The 21,180-nt window shown below is 65.0% G+C and carries 4 protein-coding genes; 2 read left to right on the forward strand and 2 right to left on the reverse strand.

The features are described from left to right. Positions 1 to 7: 7 nt before the first annotated feature. Together ABIB00_RS21875 and ABIB00_RS21880 are read right to left on the reverse strand one after the other, a co-directional pair. Entirely contained in the window at positions 8 to 2,683 is a 2,676-nt protein-coding gene (locus ABIB00_RS21875; protein ID WP_354105816.1) for a hybrid sensor histidine kinase/response regulator, read from the reverse strand. Next, entirely contained in the window at positions 2,680 to 3,711 is a 1,032-nt protein-coding gene (locus ABIB00_RS21880; RefSeq protein ID WP_247350138.1) for an ABC transporter substrate-binding protein, read from the reverse strand. Before ABIB00_RS21880 ends, ABIB00_RS21875 begins: the two co-directional genes overlap by 4 nt. A 293-nt stretch (positions 3,712 to 4,004) precedes the next feature. On the opposite strand from ABIB00_RS21880, the gene ABIB00_RS21885 reads away from it, so the two are divergent. Both ABIB00_RS21885 and ABIB00_RS21890 read left to right on the forward strand, forming a co-directional pair. Then, positions 4,005 to 4,742, forward strand: coding sequence for a hypothetical protein (locus tag ABIB00_RS21885; RefSeq protein ID WP_247350140.1), 738 nt, complete (start codon positions 4,005 to 4,007; stop codon positions 4,740 to 4,742). 72 nt (positions 4,743 to 4,814) lie between these two features. Further along, positions 4,815 to 21,170: a leukotoxin LktA family filamentous adhesin gene (locus ABIB00_RS21890; RefSeq protein ID WP_354105817.1), complete on the forward strand. Its 16,356-nt coding sequence runs from the start codon at positions 4,815 to 4,817 to the stop codon at positions 21,168 to 21,170. Positions 21,171 to 21,180 lie beyond the last annotated feature (10 nt).

The following is a 21,180-nucleotide window of genomic DNA, read 5'->3' on the forward strand; positions in this document are numbered from 1 at the left end:
GACGCTGTTAGGCCGGCCGGAGCAATTCGTCCAGCGCGCTCATCGAGGCCTGCCGAAGCGCGACCAGCTCGCTGGCGGCACTCTGGCATTCGAACGGTGACATCGTGGCTGCTGCCAGCTCGATCTCGCGGCAGCGCTCGAACAGGCGGACGAGGCCGAGCGCGCTCGCGGCGCTGCCGAGTTGATGCGCGCAACGCGCGAACTGCGTGTGTTCGCCAATCTCGGCGGCCTTGGCGATGTCGCCGATCAGTTGCTCGCTCGTTTGATGCAGAAGCCGGCGGAGCTTTTCGATTTGCGTCGCGCCCAGCAGCTCTTTCTGCTCGTCGAGGAAATGCCGGTCGATCAACGCGCCCGCGGCAAGTCGCACTGCTGCCGGCTCGTCCTGCGGTTCGTCCTCGATCGCCTCGCGCAGCGCGTTGATCAGGATAGGCTTGCTGACGATCTTGGCGATGCCTGCCCCTGCAAGCCGTTCGCGGGCGCGGCGCGACACGTCGGCCGTCACGGCGATGATGCGCGGCATTCTCGGCAGACCAAGCCTGCCGATCCGTGACGCCGCCTCCACGCCGTCCATGTCGGGCATGTGCAGATCCATCAGGATGATGTCGAACGCCCGGTCGCGGGCGAGTGCGATAGCCGACGCGCCGTTCGTGGCGATCGTGGGGTGATGGCCGAGCCTCTTCAGCATGGCTTCGCCGACCTCGCAATTGACGGGATCGTCGTCGACCAGCAGCACGCGAAGCTGCCGCGATGATGGCTGAACCGCGCCTTGTGCGATGCCGCTCGCGGCAATACCGAGCGGCACTTCAAGCATGAATGAGCTGCCTGCACCCGGCGTGCTCGCCACCGTCAACTCGCCGCGCATCAGGCGGGTAAGGCGGCGTGCGATTGCGAGCCCCAGGCCGGTGCCGCCGAACCGCCGCGCGATGCTGTCGTCGGCCTGGACGAAATCCTCGAAAATCCGCTCGTGCATGTCGGGCGCGATGCCGATGCCGGTATCGCGAACGGTGATGCGCAGCAGGGCACGATCGTCATGATGCTCGGCGGCGGCGTTCAGGCCGATGCCGCCGCGCGGGGTGAACTTGATCGCGTTTCCGATCAAATTGAGCAGGATGCGATTGAGCCGCACGGGATCGCCGTGCACCGAGGTATTGACTGTCGCATCGCAGGCGAGGTCGAAGGTCAGTCCCTTGCCGAAGGCCTGCGGCCGCATCAGATCGACGGCCGTTTCGATGAGCTGGTCGAGCCGGAAATCACGCGTTTCCAGAGTTTCGGCGCTGGCCTCCAGGCGTGCATATTCCAGGATGGCATCGACCAGCGCGATCAGCGTTTCCCCCGACGCAGCCGCGGTCGTGAGGCCGCGCCGCTGCGCTTCACCGAGGCTGCCGTCGTCGAGCAGTTGCAGCACGCCCATGACGCCGTTCAACGGCGTGCGCAGCTCGTGGCTGACGACCGCGAGAAAGCGCGATTTTGTCTCGTTGGCCGCCACCGCCGCGCTGCGCGCGCGCTCGGCGGCGTCGTGCTCGGCAAGCGCCTGGTCTCGGGTCTTCTCCAGCTCCGAGGTGCGCTCGATCACCTTGCGTTCGAGTGTCGCATAGGATTCGCGCAAGTGAGCGGCCATCCGGTTGAACTGATCGCCGAGCGCCTCCAGCTCGTCGCCGGTCTTGATCGCGAGCCGCAGGCCGAGGTCGCCGCTCTCGATCCGCCGCGCGCCCTGCGTCAGGATCTGGATCGGCACGGTCATGCGCCGGCTGAGAAACAAAGAGACGAGCACCGCACAGGCCAGCAGAATGACCAGAAGAAATGTCGAACGTCCGATCGATGCATAGATCGGCTCGTAGGCTTCGCTGAGCGGGAGCTCGACGAACACCAGCCAGCCCAGTGAAGGGACCGTCGCATAGGTCGACAGCACGCGTTGACCGGACAGATCCTCCTTGACCAGGCCGCCCGAGGGCGGCCCCACGCCATCGAGTGCGGCGCGGACGTCCGCATGGCTGGAGAGGTCGCTGCGACGCAGTGCCGGCCACAAATCGGGATGTGCGATCAACACCCCCATCCGATCGACCACGTAGGCCTTGCCGGTGTTGCCCACCCTGATTCCGGCGACGAGGTCCCAGATGAAGCGAAGATTGACCTCGGCGACAATCACATTCGGCGCGAGGCCCGTTCCGCGTGTGGCAAGCGTCATGAACGGCTCGGTGTCACCGAGGAAGTAGACCGGTCCGTAATAGGCGCGGCTTTCGTTGGCGCCGCGAAAGGCGGGCAAGGTGGAGAGATCGGCCTTGCTGCCGATCCTGTCCGCGACACGGCGCGACACGCGCACCTGCTCGCGGCCCTGCGCGTCGAGCTCGGCGATTTCCGCGATCGCGGGCGAGAGACGCAGGAGGCGGATGGCGTTCAGACGATCGTCCTCGTTCGTGGACAGCTCGGGGGGCAGGCGGGAGAGCCATCTGATCTGGCTTTCGATCTGGCCGATGAACTGGCCGATCTGAATGGCCGCGGACGCTGCCTGCTCGCGCTGGGTCGCCGCCAGAAGCTGCTTCTGCTCGCGATATGAGAACCAGACGTCCAAGCCGGTGTTGATGGCAAGCGCGGCGAAGGCGAGGGCGGCGATCGAGTAGAGGTATTTTCGGAACAGCCGGCCGGGAGCTGTCCGCAAATGTCCGTGGTCGATCGTCTCGTTCACTCGCGGATCTCGTCGGCGCGTGCGAGCAGCGTGAATGGGATCGTCAAATCCAGCGCGCGGGCGACCGTGCGGTTGATCAGGAGCTCGTATTTCCGCGGCGATTGCACCGGAAGATCGCCGGCCTTGGTGCCGCGCAGGATGAGATCGACATAGTCGGCTGAGCGCACTTCAAGCGTCGGCCCATAGCTCATCAGCCCGCCCGCATCCATGAAATAATGGAACGGGTAAATCGTGGGCACGCGGTATTTCGCGGTTGCCGCGACGATCGCCTGCCGGTTGACCACCAGGAAGCTGTCGACGAGCGCGATCATCGCCGCCCTTGGCGGTTCGGAAAAGCGGCTGATCGCCCCGTCAATGTCCGCTGCCGTGCTGACGGGCGCGAGCACCACCGCCACTCCGGACGCCGCGGCTTCTTGCTCGAGGGAGTCGAGGTAGAATCGTCCGGCGCCGGGCGTGGTCGCCGGATTGAACAGGACACCAACGCGCGCGATATCCGGCACGGCCTCCCGGACGAGCTGAAGCCATTTGCCGCCCATCTCGGCGGTGCTGCTGGTGAAGCCTGTGACGTTGCCGCCGGGATGTGCGAGGCTTTGGACGAAGCCATTGCCGACAGGGTCATTCGAGGTCGCGAAGACGATCGGGATGGTTTTGGTGACTGCGAGGACGGCCCCGGTTTCGACTGTCGAGCCGGTCAGGATCACGTCCGGCTTAAGCTCGAGCAACTCCTGGACCGCGGTCTTCAGTCTATCCGGTGCGCCGAAAGTCGAACGGAGCTCGAAGCGGAAATTGACGCCTTCGACCCAACCTCGCTGCCTCAAGCCCACGATGAGGCCACCCAGGCGAGAGGTCGGGCTGTCGATCATGCTTCTTCTGGTCAATTCGTCGTCGAGCCGCAATGCGGTCAGCGATGCGACCACCCGCATGCGATCAGATGTTGCGCCGAGCGCCAGCCATCCCGCAGCGGTTGTGCCCGCAAGGCGAATGAACCCGCGGCGATCGACCGCGAGAGCGGAAGGCCGTTCGGTCATGAAAGTCTTTGCATGATGGTTTGCCCCAAGCCGATGCTTAGCGCGAACGGCCGGCATCCACAATTGATGAAAAAATGCGTTTGTGACTGTTCATTCGCAGCGTTTGGCAGCCCGATACCGTATTCCTACGCCGCCAAAGAGTCGCTGTTTCGAACCCTGTCTACTCCGTGACACCTTGTAACGCATTGCGGCGTTGCAACATTTTCCGTCTCGGTTGCGATGACGGTTCGGGGAAGCCGATTCGTAGCTGCCGATTTTTAAAGCGTTGTTTCAAGTTTTTTCGAAGGTTTTCGATGCGCAAAATCTATCTCGTTCCGGCCCTCGTTGGCCTGCTCACCTCTGTTGCAACCGGGCCCCTTGCGGCCCAGGGCGCCGTGCCGAAGCAGAAAGCTGCGCCGGCACCGAGGGCCGCTGCCGGTACGCCGGTCGCTGCCGGCGCGACGTCGGCCGCCGCCGCCGAGACGCCAACCCCAGACGACAAGATCAAGGCGATCGACGGCTTCCGCTCCGCCAAGTTCGGCATGAACGAGGCCGACGTGCGCGCGGCGATGACGAAGGACTTCAATGCCAAGTCCGACGCGATCAAGGTTCAGGACAACGCGTCCGAATTGACGCGGAGCGTCCTGCTCTCCGTTCCGGAGCTTCTGCCGAACGGCGGCACCGCCGAGCTGTCTTACGTGTTCGGCTACAAGTCCAAGTCGCTGATCCAGATCGGCGCGGTCTGGTCGAAGGGCACCGACGCGGCGATCACGGCGGAGAAGCTGTTCTCCAATGCCAACATCCTGCGCGCCCATTTCCTCAGCGAGGGCTTCAAGCCCGACTCCATCGCGGTCAACATGCCCGTCAGCGGCGGCATCGTGATGTTCCGCGGCAGCGACGCCAAGGATCGTTCGGTCATCCTGCTTCTCCAGGGCACGTTCGAGAACAAGGAGAACAACCAGCGTGTGCTGACGCCGACCAGCCTGCTGCTGTTCTACGTCGCCGATGCCAAGAGCCCTGACATCTTCAAGCTGCCGCCCGGCCAGTTCTGATGCCGGAACGTTTCCACGACATTCTCCCACACGGTTGTGGATCGGCGCCAATGCCGATGAAGAGGATCTGAAATGCGCCGACCATCTGCAAAGCGAGACAATGACGAGCTGACGCTGCGCCGACTTGCGCGTTTCCGTTCGATGTCACTGCTCTGTGCGATGCAGATGGTCTTCCTGCCGGTGTTCAGCGTCCGCCTTCAGGCGCAGCCGGCGAACGTGATCACGCCGGACGGCCGCACCGGGACCAGCCTTCAAACCTCCGGCAGCGTAACCAACGTCACGACGTCGACAGTGTCCGGCAACAACGCCTTCAACTCGTTCTCGCAGTTCAGCGTCGGGCAGGGCAACACCGTCAATTTGCAGCTGCCGACCGGAACGCAAAATCTCGTCAATATCGTTCGCGACGCTCCGGTCTACGTCAACGGCACACTGAACTCCTACATGAACGGTGCGATCGGCGGTAACGTCTATTTCGCCGATCCCAAGGGTTTCGTGGTCGGCCGCAGCGGCACGGTCAATGTCGGCAGCCTCAGCGTCTCGACGCCGACGCGCGAGTTCACCGACAGCCTGATCGGCGCGGGAGGCCAGATCAACGGCTCGGCGGTCGGCAATCTGATGGCGGGGTCGTTCCCGGTCTCGCCTGACGGCAATATCCGTATTTACGGCCGGATCAACGCCCAGGACGGTGTCCGCCTGACAGGGCAGAACATCTTCGTCGGCGGCGGTGCAAGCCAGCGCGACATCGCCAATCTCGATCACGCTGCCAAATTTTCCGCCTCGGTCAATTCGAAGGGGCTGCGCAGCGCCGCGGCGATTACCGTGCGCAATGGCTCGATTCACATCGGCGCCGTCAACAACGCCACCGTGAACGGGCGGTTGACGGCACGCAGCAAGAGCGCGACGCCGAGCAACGTCACCGTTGTGGCCGGCAACAAGGCCGAGCTGGGCAAGAATGCGCGGTTGAGCACGGCGAGCAAGACTGCGGATGCCGGCGGCGTTCTCGTCAAGGCCGGCAATGACGTGACCGTCAAGAGCGGCGCCAAGATCAGTGCCAGCTCGAAGACGGGCAACGCGGGTCTGGTCGAGCTGAGCGGAAACGGCGTCATCGACGTGGGCAGCGGTGTTACCATCAACCTTGCCGCGCCCAACGGTCAGGCCGGCACGCTGCTGATCGACCCGACCGATGTGGTGATCGGCGACATGAGCCAGGGCGACGTTGGCGTAACCCTTGGGAACACGTCCGTCGCCAACGCCATCGCGGCGCTCAGCGCCGGCGGCACCTATCTGGTTCAGGCCGACCATTCGGTCACGCTGGCCGCGCATGCGGTGATCGATGCCCGCAACCTCGACGCCGCCAAGACTCATTCCGTCGGCAACGCCATCAATGTCGAGATCGACGCGCCGACCATCAGCATCGTCAACGGAGCGAAGATTCTCGCCCAGGCGATCAATATTGGTGGAACGACCTACACCAGCGGCAGTGTCACGCTGACGGCGACGGCGAACGACACCAAGCTGTCGGGCCAAGCCACCGCGACCACTGGAATCACGATCGATGGCCAGATCACTGGCGGCGACATCTCGATCGGCGCGACCTCGACGGCGACATCGAGCTTCACGAGCTCGGTCCCCGGCCTCTTCACGCTGGTCGGCACCACGCTTGCGGCCTCGCTGCTCGGCCTCAACGGCGGCTATGTGGCCGCGAGCGCCACGGCGGTGGTCAACATCAATGGCAACGCCAACATCAACGGCGCCGGCAACGTCGACATCACGTCGCACGGCTCGGAAACGGCGCAGGATCCGGCGCTGGCGAGCACCTTGCTCGGCGGCTCGCCGATCGGCGCCGCCGCTGTCGTCGGCAAGCTCGACGGCAACGTCACCACCAACGTGGCCTCCGGCGCCACGATCAGCGCGGGCGGCAACCTCAACATCCACGCCATCAATGACGCCACGCTGAACGTGACTGCGGTCGCGGCGACGTCCAGCGCGCAATTCGTCGCGACCGTTGCCTATTCCACCGGCTCGGTCTCGACCTCGGCCAATGTCGCGACCGGTGCGAACCTTTCCGTCGGCAACGTGATTGCATCAGGCAACTCGCTGACGGTACGTGCGATCAACAACAACTCGTTCTCGACCAGTGCCACGGCGGTCGCGCTAAGCACGCCGAACGCGAGCGGCGGCATCGGCGGGGCGCTCGCCATCAGCGACGTCACCACGTCCGCCACCGCAAAGCTCGGCTCGTCACTGGGCACCAGCGCGTCGTCCCGGATGAACGGCTCCGTGATGGTCGAGGCGACGTCGAATACCACGAGCAACTCGACCATGGCCTCGACCATCGTCGGTACGCCGGCCGTGATCGGCGCGATCCAGGATTTCATGGTCTCCACGGCCAGCCCGGGTTCGATCATCGCCCAGCATATGATCCCGCTGATGCCGGTGAATTTCGATCTGAAGGCCGCCGCCGCGCTGTCGCTGGCCAACAGCACCGAAAACGCCACCGCGTCGATCGGGCAGAATCCGAGCGGCGGCGCGCCCAGCCTCTATGTCAGCGGCAATGTCGCAGTCGTCAGCACTCTCATCGACCGCGGCGTGCGCAGCAACGCCACGGCTTCTGCGATCGCCTCGGACCCCACGAGCGGCGAGGGAGTCGCGATCAGCGCCGCGGTCGCATGGGGCAATTTCAACCACAATTCGAACGCCTATATCGGCGGCGGCACCGTGATCAATGCGGCCAACATCGCCGTCGACGCCAGCACGTGGATGCCGATCACCAATACCTGGCTGAAGTGGGACGGATTGACCGAGGTTCTCAGTCACCTCAACGGCAATCTCGGCGTCGGCGGCAACATTCTGACCAGCTATGCCAACGCCACGGCCGACGCGGGCGACACTGCCGCCGTCGCCGGCTCGATGAACCATTTCGTCGTGAACAACGACACCACGGCGTGGGTGGCCAGCAGCGCCAGCCTGACCGCGACATGCACGACGGCTTGCGGCAGCAGCTGGTCCGCGACGGTGAACAACGGCGACGTCCACACCTACGACGCCAGCATCCAGATCGCGGCGACGACGACGACGGCGTCGATCGACGCCGCCGGCAATGTCGGTACACTCGGCTTCCTGCCCGGCAACACGTCCGGCGGCTCCTCGGTGGGCGGCTCGCTCAATTTCGTCCAGTTCAACACCAGCACGATCGCCGGCGTTTCGGACGGTGCGTCGCTGCGGGCGGCGGACGACATCGCCATCAACGCGATCACCTCGGATCAGTTCATTGCGGTCGCGCCGTCGTCCGGAAAGGCCGCCGGCGCGCTGGCGCTGAACGGCATCACCTCGCTCGGCTTCCTCAACAACACGACGCACGCCTCGATCTCAAGCCAGGCCAGCGTCTTTTCTCCGACCCTCAACATCCTGGCGCAGCAGGATCTGTCGGTCGTGACGATCGCCGGCGCGGTCAATGTCGGCGGCGGTTCGGCGGTTGGATTGTCCGTTGCCTATCTGGGCGCGAATATGGATACGTCCGCCTATATCGGCGACAATCATTCCGACATCCGGCCCGGGCCGTTCAGCACCGACGATCCGTTTGCCGGCAACAGCGGCGGAAGCGGCTCGGTCAACGCCGACAACCTCACCATCAGCGCCACCACCTCAGGCCGGATCACGGCAGCGGCCGTCGCGGCTTCGATTTCCGAGCCGTCATTGTCCAGCTTCGCCGACAAGGCGGGCGCCGCTGGTGCCGCCGCGACCGGCGGGCCGGCGGGGATTGCACTGGCTGCAAACAAGATCAGCTCGGGCTCGGGATCGAGCACGAGCGGCTTCACCATGGACCTTGCGGGCAGCTCGTCCGTGAGCGACGTCTCGCTCGGAACCAGTGCCTATATAAGGAATACGTCGGTCAACAAATTCACCACGGCGACCGCGGTGAACACGAATACGATCGTGCAGGCACTCAACGACACGATCCTCAGCAACGGCTCCGGCTCCGCCGCGGCCAACATGTCCGGGTCGTCGTCTCAGGGAGCCGCGATCGGCGCCGCCATCGCGGCTACGATGTCCAACAATGCCACGGTCGCCTATATCTACGGCACCACGATGCAGAACCAGATGTCTGTGACGGTGCAGGCGCTCAATGGCGGGTCGGAAACCGTCGTCGCCATCGGCGTGGCGGGCGGAACGTCAGCCAATGCGGCCGCGCTGTCGGGGTCGGTCGGCATCATGACGGACAGCGCCAACGCCTATATCGAGAGCTCGACCATCACGGGCTACGCGACGGGGACCAATCGCGCGATCGAGGTCGATGCCTACCAGACCACGAACATCGCAATCGGCGGCGGCTCGCTCTACGTGTCCGGCGGCAAGGCCGGTGTCGGCATCGGGCTGACTTACGCGTCGATTGCCGATCCCGCGGGCGGCAATGCCACCGACGCGCATATCCGCAGCACGTCGATCTCGAATTATGACAGTCTGCTGGTGCTGGCCGACAGCGCCAGCGTCATTGCCGCCGGCGCGGCCACGGGCGGGGCAGGGGGCAACGGGCTTGCCGGTGCGATCGTCGTCGACGAGATTACGCCCACGACGACGGCCTATATCAGCAGCAGCTCGACGGTGAACATCAACGTCGGGCGCGTGACGGTGCTGGCGGACAGCGGCGCTGTGTCGGACCTCGATACGGCGCTCGGAAATCTCGTCAAGAAGTCGAACAACAATCATCTCGCATCGGACACGTGCACGGCTGCCGCCGGCAATGGCACGCAGAACTGCATCGATTTCAGCGCGGCGGCGCTCAACGGTGGCACGGGTAACGGTCCGGGCGCCAGCATCGTCTCCGTTGCGGGCACCATCCAGGCCGGCAAGAACAATGTCGGCGCCTCGATGGTGTACGATACCATCGCGACGACGCATTCGGCCTATATCGCCAACGTCCGGATGTCGACCCTCGGCAGTGTCAGTGTGAGTGCGCTCGACACCACGAAGATCCAGTCGGTCACGATCGGATTCGGCCTGGCGACCAGCCAGTTTGCCGGCGTCGGCGGCATGACGATCAGCTCGATCGCCAATACCGTTACGGCGGCTATCGGCAACAACCAGTCCGACCCGACGCAATCGACCGTGACGGCCTCCAACATCTCCGTCAGCGCGAGCGACAATTCCAGCATCACCGGAGCCGCCGCTATCGCTGGCGCCTCGACGCAAGGCAGCGCCGCGGGCCTGGCGCTTGTCTACAGCAGCATTGCCAACAATGTCAGCGCCGGCGTCACCGGCTCCAAGCTGACCGCCTCCGGCAGCGTCGCCGTCAGCGCGAACTCGAACGCCAGTATCTCGACCATCGCCGTTGGTATCGCGATGTCCTCGCAGGTCGGCCTGGCCGGTTCGGTCGCCACCAATCTGATGGGGACCAACGTCACCGCCAACATCACCGCTGCCGGCACCAACGGTATCAACGGCGCCGACGTGATCGCCGCCAACAACGTTGCCGTGATCGCCGGCAACAACGACAAGGCGGCGGTGTTCGCGGGCGCCGTGTCGATCAGCAAGGGCGCGGGCGGCGGCGCCGGTTCGCTGGTGACCAACAAGATCACCGGGGCCACCGCGGCCTATATCAGCGGGGCGAATACCAAGGTCGATGCGCGCGGAACCAGCGCGACCGATGCGCTGTCGGTCAACAACGGCACGCTCGTCCATGCCTTCGATCTCGGCGCCGCCCATGCGCCGAGCGACAGCACGCCCGACCTCTCTGAAAACCAGGACGCTTTGCGCGGCCTCGCCGTCGTGGCAAGCTCGCACCAGGCGGTCGTGGCCAACGTTGCGTCGCTCGCCGCGAGCAGCGGCATCGCCATCATGATCAACCCGATCACCAATGTGATGAGCGGGGCGACCAGGGCCTATATCGACAGCGCAGCCATCGACACGCGCCTGACCTCCTCGACATTGGCGCCGCAGATCGAGGTGGCCGCGTCGAGCTTCTCCTATTCCGGCACGCTCGGCGCCGGCATCATTCCGCCCACCGGCAACGGCGGCGGCGGCGCCACGATCATCAGCACGACGATGTCGCGCGACACGCGCGCCTATATCACCAATGCCACCGTCGGCGGCGTCCAGTCGCCGAGCCCGACGGTCGGCGCCGTCACCGTGAAGGCCAACGCCGAGCAGGACGCGTCCTCGATCGCGATCGGGTTCAACACCGGCTCGGTCGGGCTGAACGTGTTCCAGGCCACGACGGAAGCCTATGTCGACGGCGGCGCGCTGACGGCCGCGTCACTGACGGTGAACGCCAACAACAACACCGGCATCTTTTCCGCGAACGGCTCCGGCGCCTATGGCAGCCAGGCCGCGATCGGCGCGGCGTTTCTGGTCCAGGTCTCGGCGAACCGGACCGAGGCCTATGTCGGCGACGAATTCCACTACCAGGGCAACGGCGCGGCGCATACGACCGCGGTCAATCTGACCGGCGCGCTCGATGTCGAGGCCAAAACGAAGAACCGCTTCGAGGCCTATGCAGTCGGCGGCGCGCTTTCGACAGGGACGGCGGCGATCGCCGGCATGGCGAACGTCGAGATCGCAAACAACACCACCATCGCCGGCGTCTACGACACCACGCTGCAATCGCCCACGGGAGGCGCGGCCGGCGCGGTCACCATCAACGCGAACGAGGACGTGGCGATCAAGGAGATCGCGGGTGCACTCGCGATCGGGGCCAGCGGAGGCGGCGTCGGCGTTGGTGCCGCGGCGAACGTCATCGTCTTCAAGAGCCAGACCATTGCGGAAAGCCGCAACAGCAATTTGAATTCGTCCGGCGCGATCAATGTCGGGGCGCTCAGCACCAAGGAAGTGCTGTCCTACGCGGTCACCGCCGGCATCGGCGGAAGCGTCGGCATCGGTGCGACCGTCGGCGTCATCATCATCGGCACCAATACCGCCGATCCGGATACGCAGGGCGAGCAGACCGGCCAGCTCAATCAGGGCGGCAACGGTACCATCGCGTCGGTGAACGCCGGCACGAATTCTTCGCATGGCAGCAACGCGGTCGCGAGCGGCACCGCCGGGAATCCGAACAATGCCAACGTGACCTCGACCTACGACGTCAGCAGCGTGCTGACCGGCGGCAATGACGGCGTCACGGCGCAGATCGCGGGCGGCAACGTCACGGGCACGCAGGTCAATGTCGCCGCCACCAGCGCCAACGCGGCCAAGATGTATCTGCTCGGCGCCGGCTTTGCGAAGAACGTCGGTATCGGTGCCGGCATCGGCTACACCAGCGTCAGCAGCAGCGTGCTCGCCAATCTGAGCGCGGTCGTGTCCGCGCCTTCCGTGGCTGTTGCTGCGGTTGTCAAGGACGCCAGCACCGGACCTTATGCCGGCAAGACCATCGACACCGAGGCGATCGCCGGCGGTGCCGCGCTTTACTTCGGCGCCGACGCAGCCGTGGCGGTCGGCAATGTTGCCAACACCGTGACCGCGCAGCTCGGCGGCCAAATCACCGGCACGGGCGGCGACGGCGTCGCCGTCATGGCGCTGGACTCGTCGACCCAGGTCGTCTTCACGGGCGGCGTCACCGGCGGTGCCGTGGCGGTCGGCGCTTCGATCGCCACCGCGGGACGATCGAGCTCGGTCGCGGCGAAGGTTCTTGACGACGCCGTCGTCAATAGCTCGACCCTAGCGGTTGGCGCGTCCGGCGCCGGCCAATTGACCACGACGTCGACGGCGCTTGGTGGCGGTATCGTCGCCGGCGTCGGTGCGGACGCCGAGGCTCACGAAAATTCGACGGTGCTTGCGGAGATCGGTTCGGGCTCCTCGATCACGACCTCCGCGACCGGCGTCGGCACGCTCGTGACGGCGTCGATCACGCCCAATCTGTCGAGCACCGCGATCGGCGTCTCGGTCGGCGGCGGCGCGGTCGGCGTCGCCGTCGCCAAGTCCACGGTCGGAGCCACGGTCACGGCCGATGTCGGCGACAACGCCGTCTTCTCGGGCGGTGCGCTCGCCGTGACCGCCATGGCGCTGGTCCCGACCAGTGGCACGACGACCTATGCCTGGGCGCTCGCAGGTGGCGGCGGCTCGCTGATCGGCGCGCAGGGCAGCTTGGCCATGGCTTCCGAGAACGCGACGGTCAGCGCGTACGGCGGAACGGGGATTACGCTTCCCAACGGCGACGTGGTCATTGCGGCCGAAAATGACAGCAGCCAATACGCCCAGGCGACCGGCCTTTCGACTGGGTTCCTGGCGCTGGGTGCGACCGTCGCCCAGACGTCGTCGAGCGCGCACACTTACGCCTATCTGGGCGCGCCGGTGGATATGGACACGGCTCATCTGAATCACACTGACTACACCGGCATCCTCCAGATCACGGCCACCGGCAAGGATACCAACGTCTCCAACGCGACGGTCGGCGCGGGCGGCACTTACGCCGGCGCCGCTGCGGTCGCAACCACGAGTTCGACCGCCGTGACCGATGCGCGGTTCGACGGTGGCACGACGGATGACACGGTCTATTTCGGCGGCCTCAGCATCAACGCCAAGCACACCACGAATTATGCCGCCAGCGGTGACGCCTATCAGGCGTCCACGGCCGGTGTCTCCGCCGGCAAGGCGCAGAACGACGTCAACTCGACCACCACTGCCGAGATCGGAAACCACCTGATCATCAATTCGGCCGGCGGCAACATGGTCGTCATCTCCAACGACATCGTCAACCAGGCCGGTGGCGGCGCGCGTTCGGGCTCTGGCGGCACGTTCTCGGGCGCTGCCGCACTCAGCGACTCCCATGTCACCCAGACCGTCACCACCAACATCGGCTCCGGCACGGTCCTGAGCCTCAACGGCGATCCGCGGACCTCGGCGGCGGTAATCAACATCGAGGCCTACAACACGCTGAACACCAACGACACTGCCAGCCTGGCCACGGCCAGCTTCTTCGCGGGCGGCGGCGCCGAATCCAACATGACGGCAAACGCCACGCTCGCGGTCAACATCAACGCCCGCGAACTCTTCAGCGTCGGCAAGATCTATATTGGTTCGGCGGCGAAGATGGCGGCGGCCAACAATGCCAATGCCAGCCTCTACGGCGCGATCGCCGGCGTCGGCGCCAGCACCAACACCTGGGTGCACGCCAACCAGGCCGTCAATGTCGGCAACAACGCCAAGGTCGAGGCCTGGGGCCAGATCAACATTTTTGCCGGCATGTCGGGCGATACCATCATCTTCAGCAGCGTGCAGGCAACCGCGACGACGGTTGTCTACAACAACACCGCGATTCCGATCTCGACGCTCTACCGCGGCACGGCCAATGCAGATGACACCACAAGCCTGACGCTCGCCAACACCTCGAGCGTGCTCGGCGTACAGAACATTTCCCTGGGAGCGACCCAGGGTCAGGTCACGGCCTCCGGCAACGGCAGCAACTACAATCCGTATCTGGACATCTTCAGCGCCAAGAACAGCGATAACCACAGCCACACCAGCGGAACCGGCGATGTCGCGCTCAATGGCCTGGTGGTGGCGGGCATCAACAACGATATCACCATTACGATCGACATAGGTGCGAGCACGCCGACCGCGAGCACGACGAGTCCCTACTCGTCACTGCTGTCCGGCGGTTCGTCGACACCTACCCTCGAATATGTCGCCGACGTCGACCACTTCAACCCGATGATGAGCTGGAACCACCAGGTGGTCCAGTACACCATCGTCGGCGGCTTCAATCCCTACCAGAGTGTCGTCAACCAGCTCGTCACGCTGACCGGTCTGACCGAGACGCAAATTCGCTCACAGCTGGCGGCGGCGACGCCCGCGGCGCCCGCCACGATGTCGCCGTCAGGCACCGATCCGACCGGCGACTTCCAGCGCCAGATCAACGCGTTGATCCAGCAGGCGCCGTACACCTCCGACTCCACCGGCAATGCCTTCGCATTCGGCGATATGCTGGTGTCCGCCGGCAACGTCTCGATCCTGGCGCAGAAGCTGACTGGAAACAGCGGCACGAATCCGACTGCGCCGGCGGTGATCGCGCGCAGTTCGCCGATGATCAAGATCGAGAACAGGGGTCTCGACTTCATGGACCTGGCCAACCTCACGGTCACCAATGTAACCGGAGGAAACATCACCTACCGCCAGATCGACCATGTCGACCCGGATTCGCACTCCAACGTGACCTTCACCGCCACGCCGAGCGCGACGCCGATCATCGACATCTCGGCCACCTACAACCGACTGGATCCCTCCAGCGGGCTCGGCGTCGACCAGAACGGCAACCAGCTGACCCGCACGCCCGACATCTATTTCGACGGTGCCGTCAACAACGAGAACGGCCTGCTCAAGATCACCAACAATCTCGGCAGCATCGTCGCGTCGCAGTCACTCAATGCCGCGACCGTCCAGATGGTGGCGCCCAACGGCTCGTTCGTCTTCCTCGGCGGCATTGGCAGCTTTTACACCTCCAACCACGATGTTCTCTCGCAATGGGCCGGCGTCGAATTCAAGCCGGCTGACGACGACACGCTGACGGCGGTGATGGCGGCGGCGACCTATCTCGGCGCCTATGGCGATTACGCGACCGCTCCGCATATCGCAGGGGGAGCCGGTCACCCGTATTTCTACTACTGCTGCGTCGACGGCAACAACGGCGTTCAGCAAACGGCCGCCAACAGCACGATCTTCACTGCGCGCATGCTGGAACTGTATTACGACGGCCTGTCGCTCTATTCGGCGATCTTCCTGCCGATGGGATCGGGGGCGCCGGGTAGCGGCAACCCCAACGCCGGCAGCGTTGGGAGCACCACCGTGCTCGGGCAGATGGAAGGGCCGACGCGCCAGACCATCACCACCGCGCCGTGGGAGCGGGATACCTATACCGGCCAGGGCGTCTACAGCAACTCGACCTACGACTACACCACGACCTCGACAGATTCCCAGGGCAACACCACCACCACCAACCACACGTCTACGTTCTACTCGCCATTCAATTGCGCGGGGTGCTCTGCCTATTTCCAGGTCGTCAATATCCAGCCCGACGTGATCACGCCGAGGACCGCGCAATCCAACTCGTCCTCGAACTGGAGCTCGACCGCGCCCACGGGGTACCAAACGCCCGATAACGCGCCCTTCATCTTCGGCAAGGCGATCATCATCTCGGCGGGGGTCATCAACATCAACGGCACGATCCAGAGCGGCACGAGCAGCGATTACTCGGTCGACATCGGCGGGACCACGTTGACCGCCATCAACGACCTCAAGAGCCGCAATGCGGGAGCGGACTTTGCCCAGGCCCAGGTCAACGCGCGGAACGGCAGCTATTACGACATCACGGCCTCCGCGACGACGGAGGCCGCAGGCGACATCAAGATCGGGGTCAAGTACAACGCGCTCACCGACCAGATCCTCGTGAACGGCGTGGTGCAGGGCTCGGGCGGCTACGTCTATCTGAACGGCAAAATCATCTCGACGTCGACTCAGGATGGTGTCTCCCAGGGCACTATCGCGGTCAAAGGTGGCGCCGGCTCGATCACGGTCAACAACACAACCGGCCTGCAACTCGTCACCAACACCATCAATACCGGCGTCAGCGCACCGAGCGTGATCGAGATCGTCGATCAGCTCAAGCAGCAGACGACGTGGTACGTCTACAATCCTTCCGCTGCGGGCGGCCAGCAGGTGTCGACGTATCAAACGAGCGGCGTCAATGCGAGCCAATACACCGACACGATGCTGACCAGCCTCAGTGGCACGGCAGGCATCCAGTACGCGACCAAGGCAAACATGTTCTACCAGTGGGTCGATACGGCTACGCTGGATCGTCCGACGGACTCGACGCAGTTCGACTACGGCTGGCACTATACGCCCAACGCGGCCACCGGGCAGAACTGGACCCGCACCATCAGCCTGGTTTCGGACGTGCAGCAGGCCCAGGGCGGCGGCGGCAGCACTGGCCCACAGATCTCGAACTTCCAGGAAGTCGTCACCGCGACCGGTTCCTATCACACCGGCGGCGGCAACACCCATCCCGAGAAGTGCTGCGGCGCGGACGGTCAGTACAATTGGTACCAGGAGATCTACGATCACCTGACACTGACGCTGACCAATACGGTCAAGGCGTCGAACCCGATCAACATCTCGTTCAGCGGCGGCGGCAACAGCACGGTTCTGGTCACTTCGAACTCCGGCATCGTCGTCAACGGTCCGATCAACAACCTCTCGGGCACGACGACGGTCAACGCCACCGGGGCCAATTCGGCCATCACCAGCGGCACGAACGCGAACAACCCGATGATATCGGGCCGGAGCGTAATTCTCTCGGCGGACGGCGGCATCGGCACGATCGGCGCGAACGGTGTTCCCGTCCAGGTGCAGGTCTATGGCGGCAGCCTGACGGCGAGTTCGATCGACCACGACATCGCGATCGCGGCCATCGGCTCGCTTTCGATCAATCAGGTGATGGTAAATTCGGCGGGCAGCACGCCGCAGGGCAGTGTCTTTATCTCGGCGACCGGGGACATCAACTCGGCCTCGCCCTACGACGTCGCCAACCCCGTCGTGATCGGCAAGAACGTCGAGATCAACTCCACCGCCGGCGCGATCGGCGCGACGAGCAGCGTCGTCAATGGCGCGAGCACGCTTACCAATATCAATCCGCTGGTGATCCAGGCGACGGGCACGACGCAGGCCGGCGGCAGCGTCGACGGCGGGGTTCTCGACAGCGCCTCGGCCACCGGCACCTACATCGTGCAGTCCAAGGGCGATTTGCGCCTCGGCACGGTCCAGTCGAGCGGCGGCCCGGTGTTCCTGGAGGCCGCCGGCTCGGACGGCAACCAGGCGAGCATCCTGAATGGAAGGGCAGCGGTTGGTCTCACCCAGGCGCAGAGCCAGCATCTGCAGGACGTCTGGGCCAGCCTCGACCTGCTCAGCGGCAACGCCGCCACCAACGCCGTCAACAGCTACCAGTCGATGGTGACGTCGGCCTACAACGACTACTTCCAGCTCAAGAACATCGCGTTCACGAACGGCAGCACCTACAACCCGACTTCGGTGGGGCTGACGGTGCTGCGGGCGCAAGTGGCCGCCAAGCTCGGCATCGACCCCGCGAACGTCTCGACGACGGACATGAAGGTCGAGGCCACGACGCGGTTCCTGAGGGATCAGTTCCTGCTCGGCAAGATCACGACCGACGAGCTCAAGACCTCGCTGACGACATTGCTCGGCACCGCACCGGCAGATCCGCTGGCGACCGTGTTCGGCAGCTCGTTGTCGTCGACCCTGTTCACGAAGCTGTTCGACGGCGTAACGACAGCCAATCAGCGCCTGCCGAGCAATACGGCGCTGCAAACGGCGCTCACGACCTACAGTGCGAATTACACTTACACGCTCGCATCGACCGAGAGGGTCTACGGCATCATCACCGCGGGCGCGCAATGGACGCAGAGCCAGCTCGCCTACACCGTCTCGTCGTCGGCCGTCGGCGCCGCACCGCCGCCGATCGACGAGAACGTCGTGGCCAATGTCAGCGCCAACCAGATCATGCTCTACGCGCCGCACGGTTCGGTCGGCAATTCGGCCGCGCCGCAGGCGTTCACTTTCACCAGCGTCGATTCCTCGTCGCTGACGACCGAGCAGAGGGGATTGCTCGCGACCGCCGGCCCCGGTCAGCTCACTGTCGGCGCGGTCACCGACCCGACGACCCATGTCGTGACCTATACGGTCAGCCTGTCGCAGCAGAACCTCGTCGTCGTCGACAACCCGATCGCGATCTCGGCCAAGGCGCTGACGAATGTCTATCTCGGCAGCAAGAACAGCCTTACGCTCGGCGGTATCACTGCGAACTACGGCCCGATCGCGGCCGCGCAGGCCAACGGCATCGAAGTGACCGGCCGTGGCGACGTCAAGCTCGACGCCGTGACCAGCATCACCGCCGCCGCCGGCGTGACCGGTACGCCCGTGATCTCCGGCGATATCGGCAACCTGACCCTGATCGCCGAGCACGGCAATGTCGGTGCCCCCGGGGCCGCCGGAAGCAATCCCGCAGCCAATGCAAACGCGATCCAGATCGCGTTCGCCGATCCGAGCAACGATCAGCTCGACCAGGTCTCGTCGGCGCAGGGCATCTATGTGAAGCAGACCACCGGCGATCTCATCCTCGGCAACATTGCCGCCGGCAATGCAATTCAGCTCGCGGCGACCGGCAGCATCTACGCCGAATCCGGCTTCTCAGACCGTACCGCGATCCACATTCTGGGCACCGACCTCGATCTGCGTGCCGGCGGCAGCATCAGCTTCAACGGCTCGACCTTCCAGCCCGTGCAGGTGAATATCTCCGGCGCCGTGACCGGCTCGGCGGTCGGCGATCTCAGCATCCTCGCGGTCACCGGCGATCTCGTGGTCGGCACGGGCGGCACCTATGGAACGCTGACGGCTGGCGGAGCACTGACGCTGAACGTTCCGCGCGGCGTGCTCACCATCAATGCGGACATCACCAGCGGCGGCCTGATGCAACTGCTTGCCAACCGCGGCATGACTTTCACGGCCGGCACCAGCACGGCGCCTGTGACGGCGACCAGCAGCTCGGACGGAGTGACACTGGTGGCCGCGACACTGTCGATGGGAGCTTACGCCGCCATCAACGCGGCCGACGTGATCTCCGTGACCACCACCGGCGACGCGACCATCGGCCAGCTGAATTCGTCGCTGTCCTATGCGGCGGCCTCGAATGCGCCTTCGATCATCGTCACCGCCGGCGGCGTCGCCTCGCTGGGGGCGATCATCGACAACGGCGATGGTCAGACCAAGTTCGTCGCCGCCGGCTCGGGCGCCGAAGTCGCGCTGAGCGCATCCAACGGCATCGGCAACGCGACAAGCCGGTTCATCTTCAGCGCCGCGCGGCTGGCGGCAAGCACGAGTGCCGGCGGCATCTACCTGAAGGCTCTGACCGACACCGAGGCGAGCCTGCTCTCCGCGGTCAAGGGCAGCGTGGACATCCTCGGCACCGGTGGCCTGACGCTCGACCAGGTGCTGGCGGGCACGGCGGCGGGCGCGAGCGGCTCCTTCAGCGCCGTGGCGAACAACGGCAGCATCGTCATCGGCACCGCCGACAGCAGCGGGTCGCAGACGGTCCACGCCACCCAGAACGTGACGTTCAAGTCGCTCGCGGCAACCGGCTACAGCGGCGACGTCGGCAACATCAATGTCACGGCCGATAACGGCTCCATCCTGGCGCAGACGGTGATCTCGGGCGGCGTGACGACGCTGGGTTCGGTCTCGGCCAACGGCTCGGCAAGACTGCTCGCGGCGGGCGCGAACACCGGTCATAACCTCACGGCTTCGACCGGCAACGCACTTCTGCAGGGCACCGTTGTCAGGTGGGACAATCTCAATGTCGGCGGCACGCTCGGCATCACTGCGACGGCTGGAGGGATCACGCTCGGCACCGCCACCAGCGGCGGCACGCAGACCTTGCATGCCGTGGACGACATCGTCTTCAGGCAGCTGACCACGACGGGAATCCCGGGCGATGCCGGCGGCATCGACGTCAAGTCCGACACCGGCTCGCTCCGCGGCGGATCGATCTCCGCCAACGGCGATACGCATTTCGATGTGGCCGGAGGGGTCTCGTTCGACCGGATCAGTGGCAATGTGATCAAGCTGATTTCGTCGGGCGACCTGACCATCAATTGGGTCAGCGTGGTCAAGGAGCTCGACCTCGCCGCCGATACCATGGACGTCAAGGGCGAGCAGGTCCGCTCGAACCCGTCGGTTCCTCTGATCATGAACATCACCGGCTACAATGGCGGTACCGCGAAATACGCCAACATCTCGATCGATCCGGACACCATCATCATCAACCAGTTCAGGGTGGTGGACGCGAACTTCCTGACCGATGCGCACTCCGTGGCGATCCTGAACGGCTATGTGCCGGGCCAGCTCATGCTCACCACCGCCACCCAGCAGGTGCTGCTGGACAACCGTTCGCCGGCACCGACGAACGGGCCGTCGCTCCAGCTTTATCAGCCGGGCGGCGTGTTCACGATGAGCCAGGTCGGCAACGCCAATGTCAGCAACGCCTATGTGGTGTTCTACACCGGCGACGTCTCGGCGACCGTCACCAACTACGGTCCGACCCACACCTGCTGCAACGACTTCACCGGCGCGAGCATGGTGCGCAACATCCCGGTTGACGGCGAGGGCAAGGAGAGCATCGAGACCTGGCTCGCGAAGAAGGACGGGGGGACGTTCTACCTGCTCGGTCTGTCAGGCCAGGCGCGGCTCGACGCGCTGCTGACGCCGCGGCCGGTCGAGACCGTCGGGTCCGGCCCGGCCGTCAACATCGAAGGACTGAACGACATGCGCAAGCTGCGCCGCCAGGGGCAGCGCGTGGGGCGCACGGGCTGGAAGGATGCGGCGGTCGAGACGGCGAGGCCGCCGATTGGCCGTCTGGCACAGGCATGGTAACGGGATTTGG

It is taken from the genome of Bradyrhizobium sp. LB14.3 (assembly GCF_040547985.1).
Taxonomy (GTDB): domain Bacteria; phylum Pseudomonadota; class Alphaproteobacteria; order Rhizobiales; family Xanthobacteraceae; genus Bradyrhizobium.

Excerpts from the sequence above, each read along its gene's own strand:
- ABIB00_RS21890 (WP_354105817.1), top strand. The coding sequence starts at position 4,815 with ATGCGCCGACCATCTGCAAAGCGAGACAATGACGAGCTGACGCTGCGC.
- ABIB00_RS21885 (WP_247350140.1), top strand. The coding sequence starts at position 4,005 with ATGCGCAAAATCTATCTCGTTCCGGCCCTCGTTGGCCTGCTCACCTCT.
- ABIB00_RS21880 (WP_247350138.1), bottom strand. The coding sequence starts at position 3,711 with ATGACCGAACGGCCTTCCGCTCTCGCGGTCGATCGCCGCGGGTTCATT.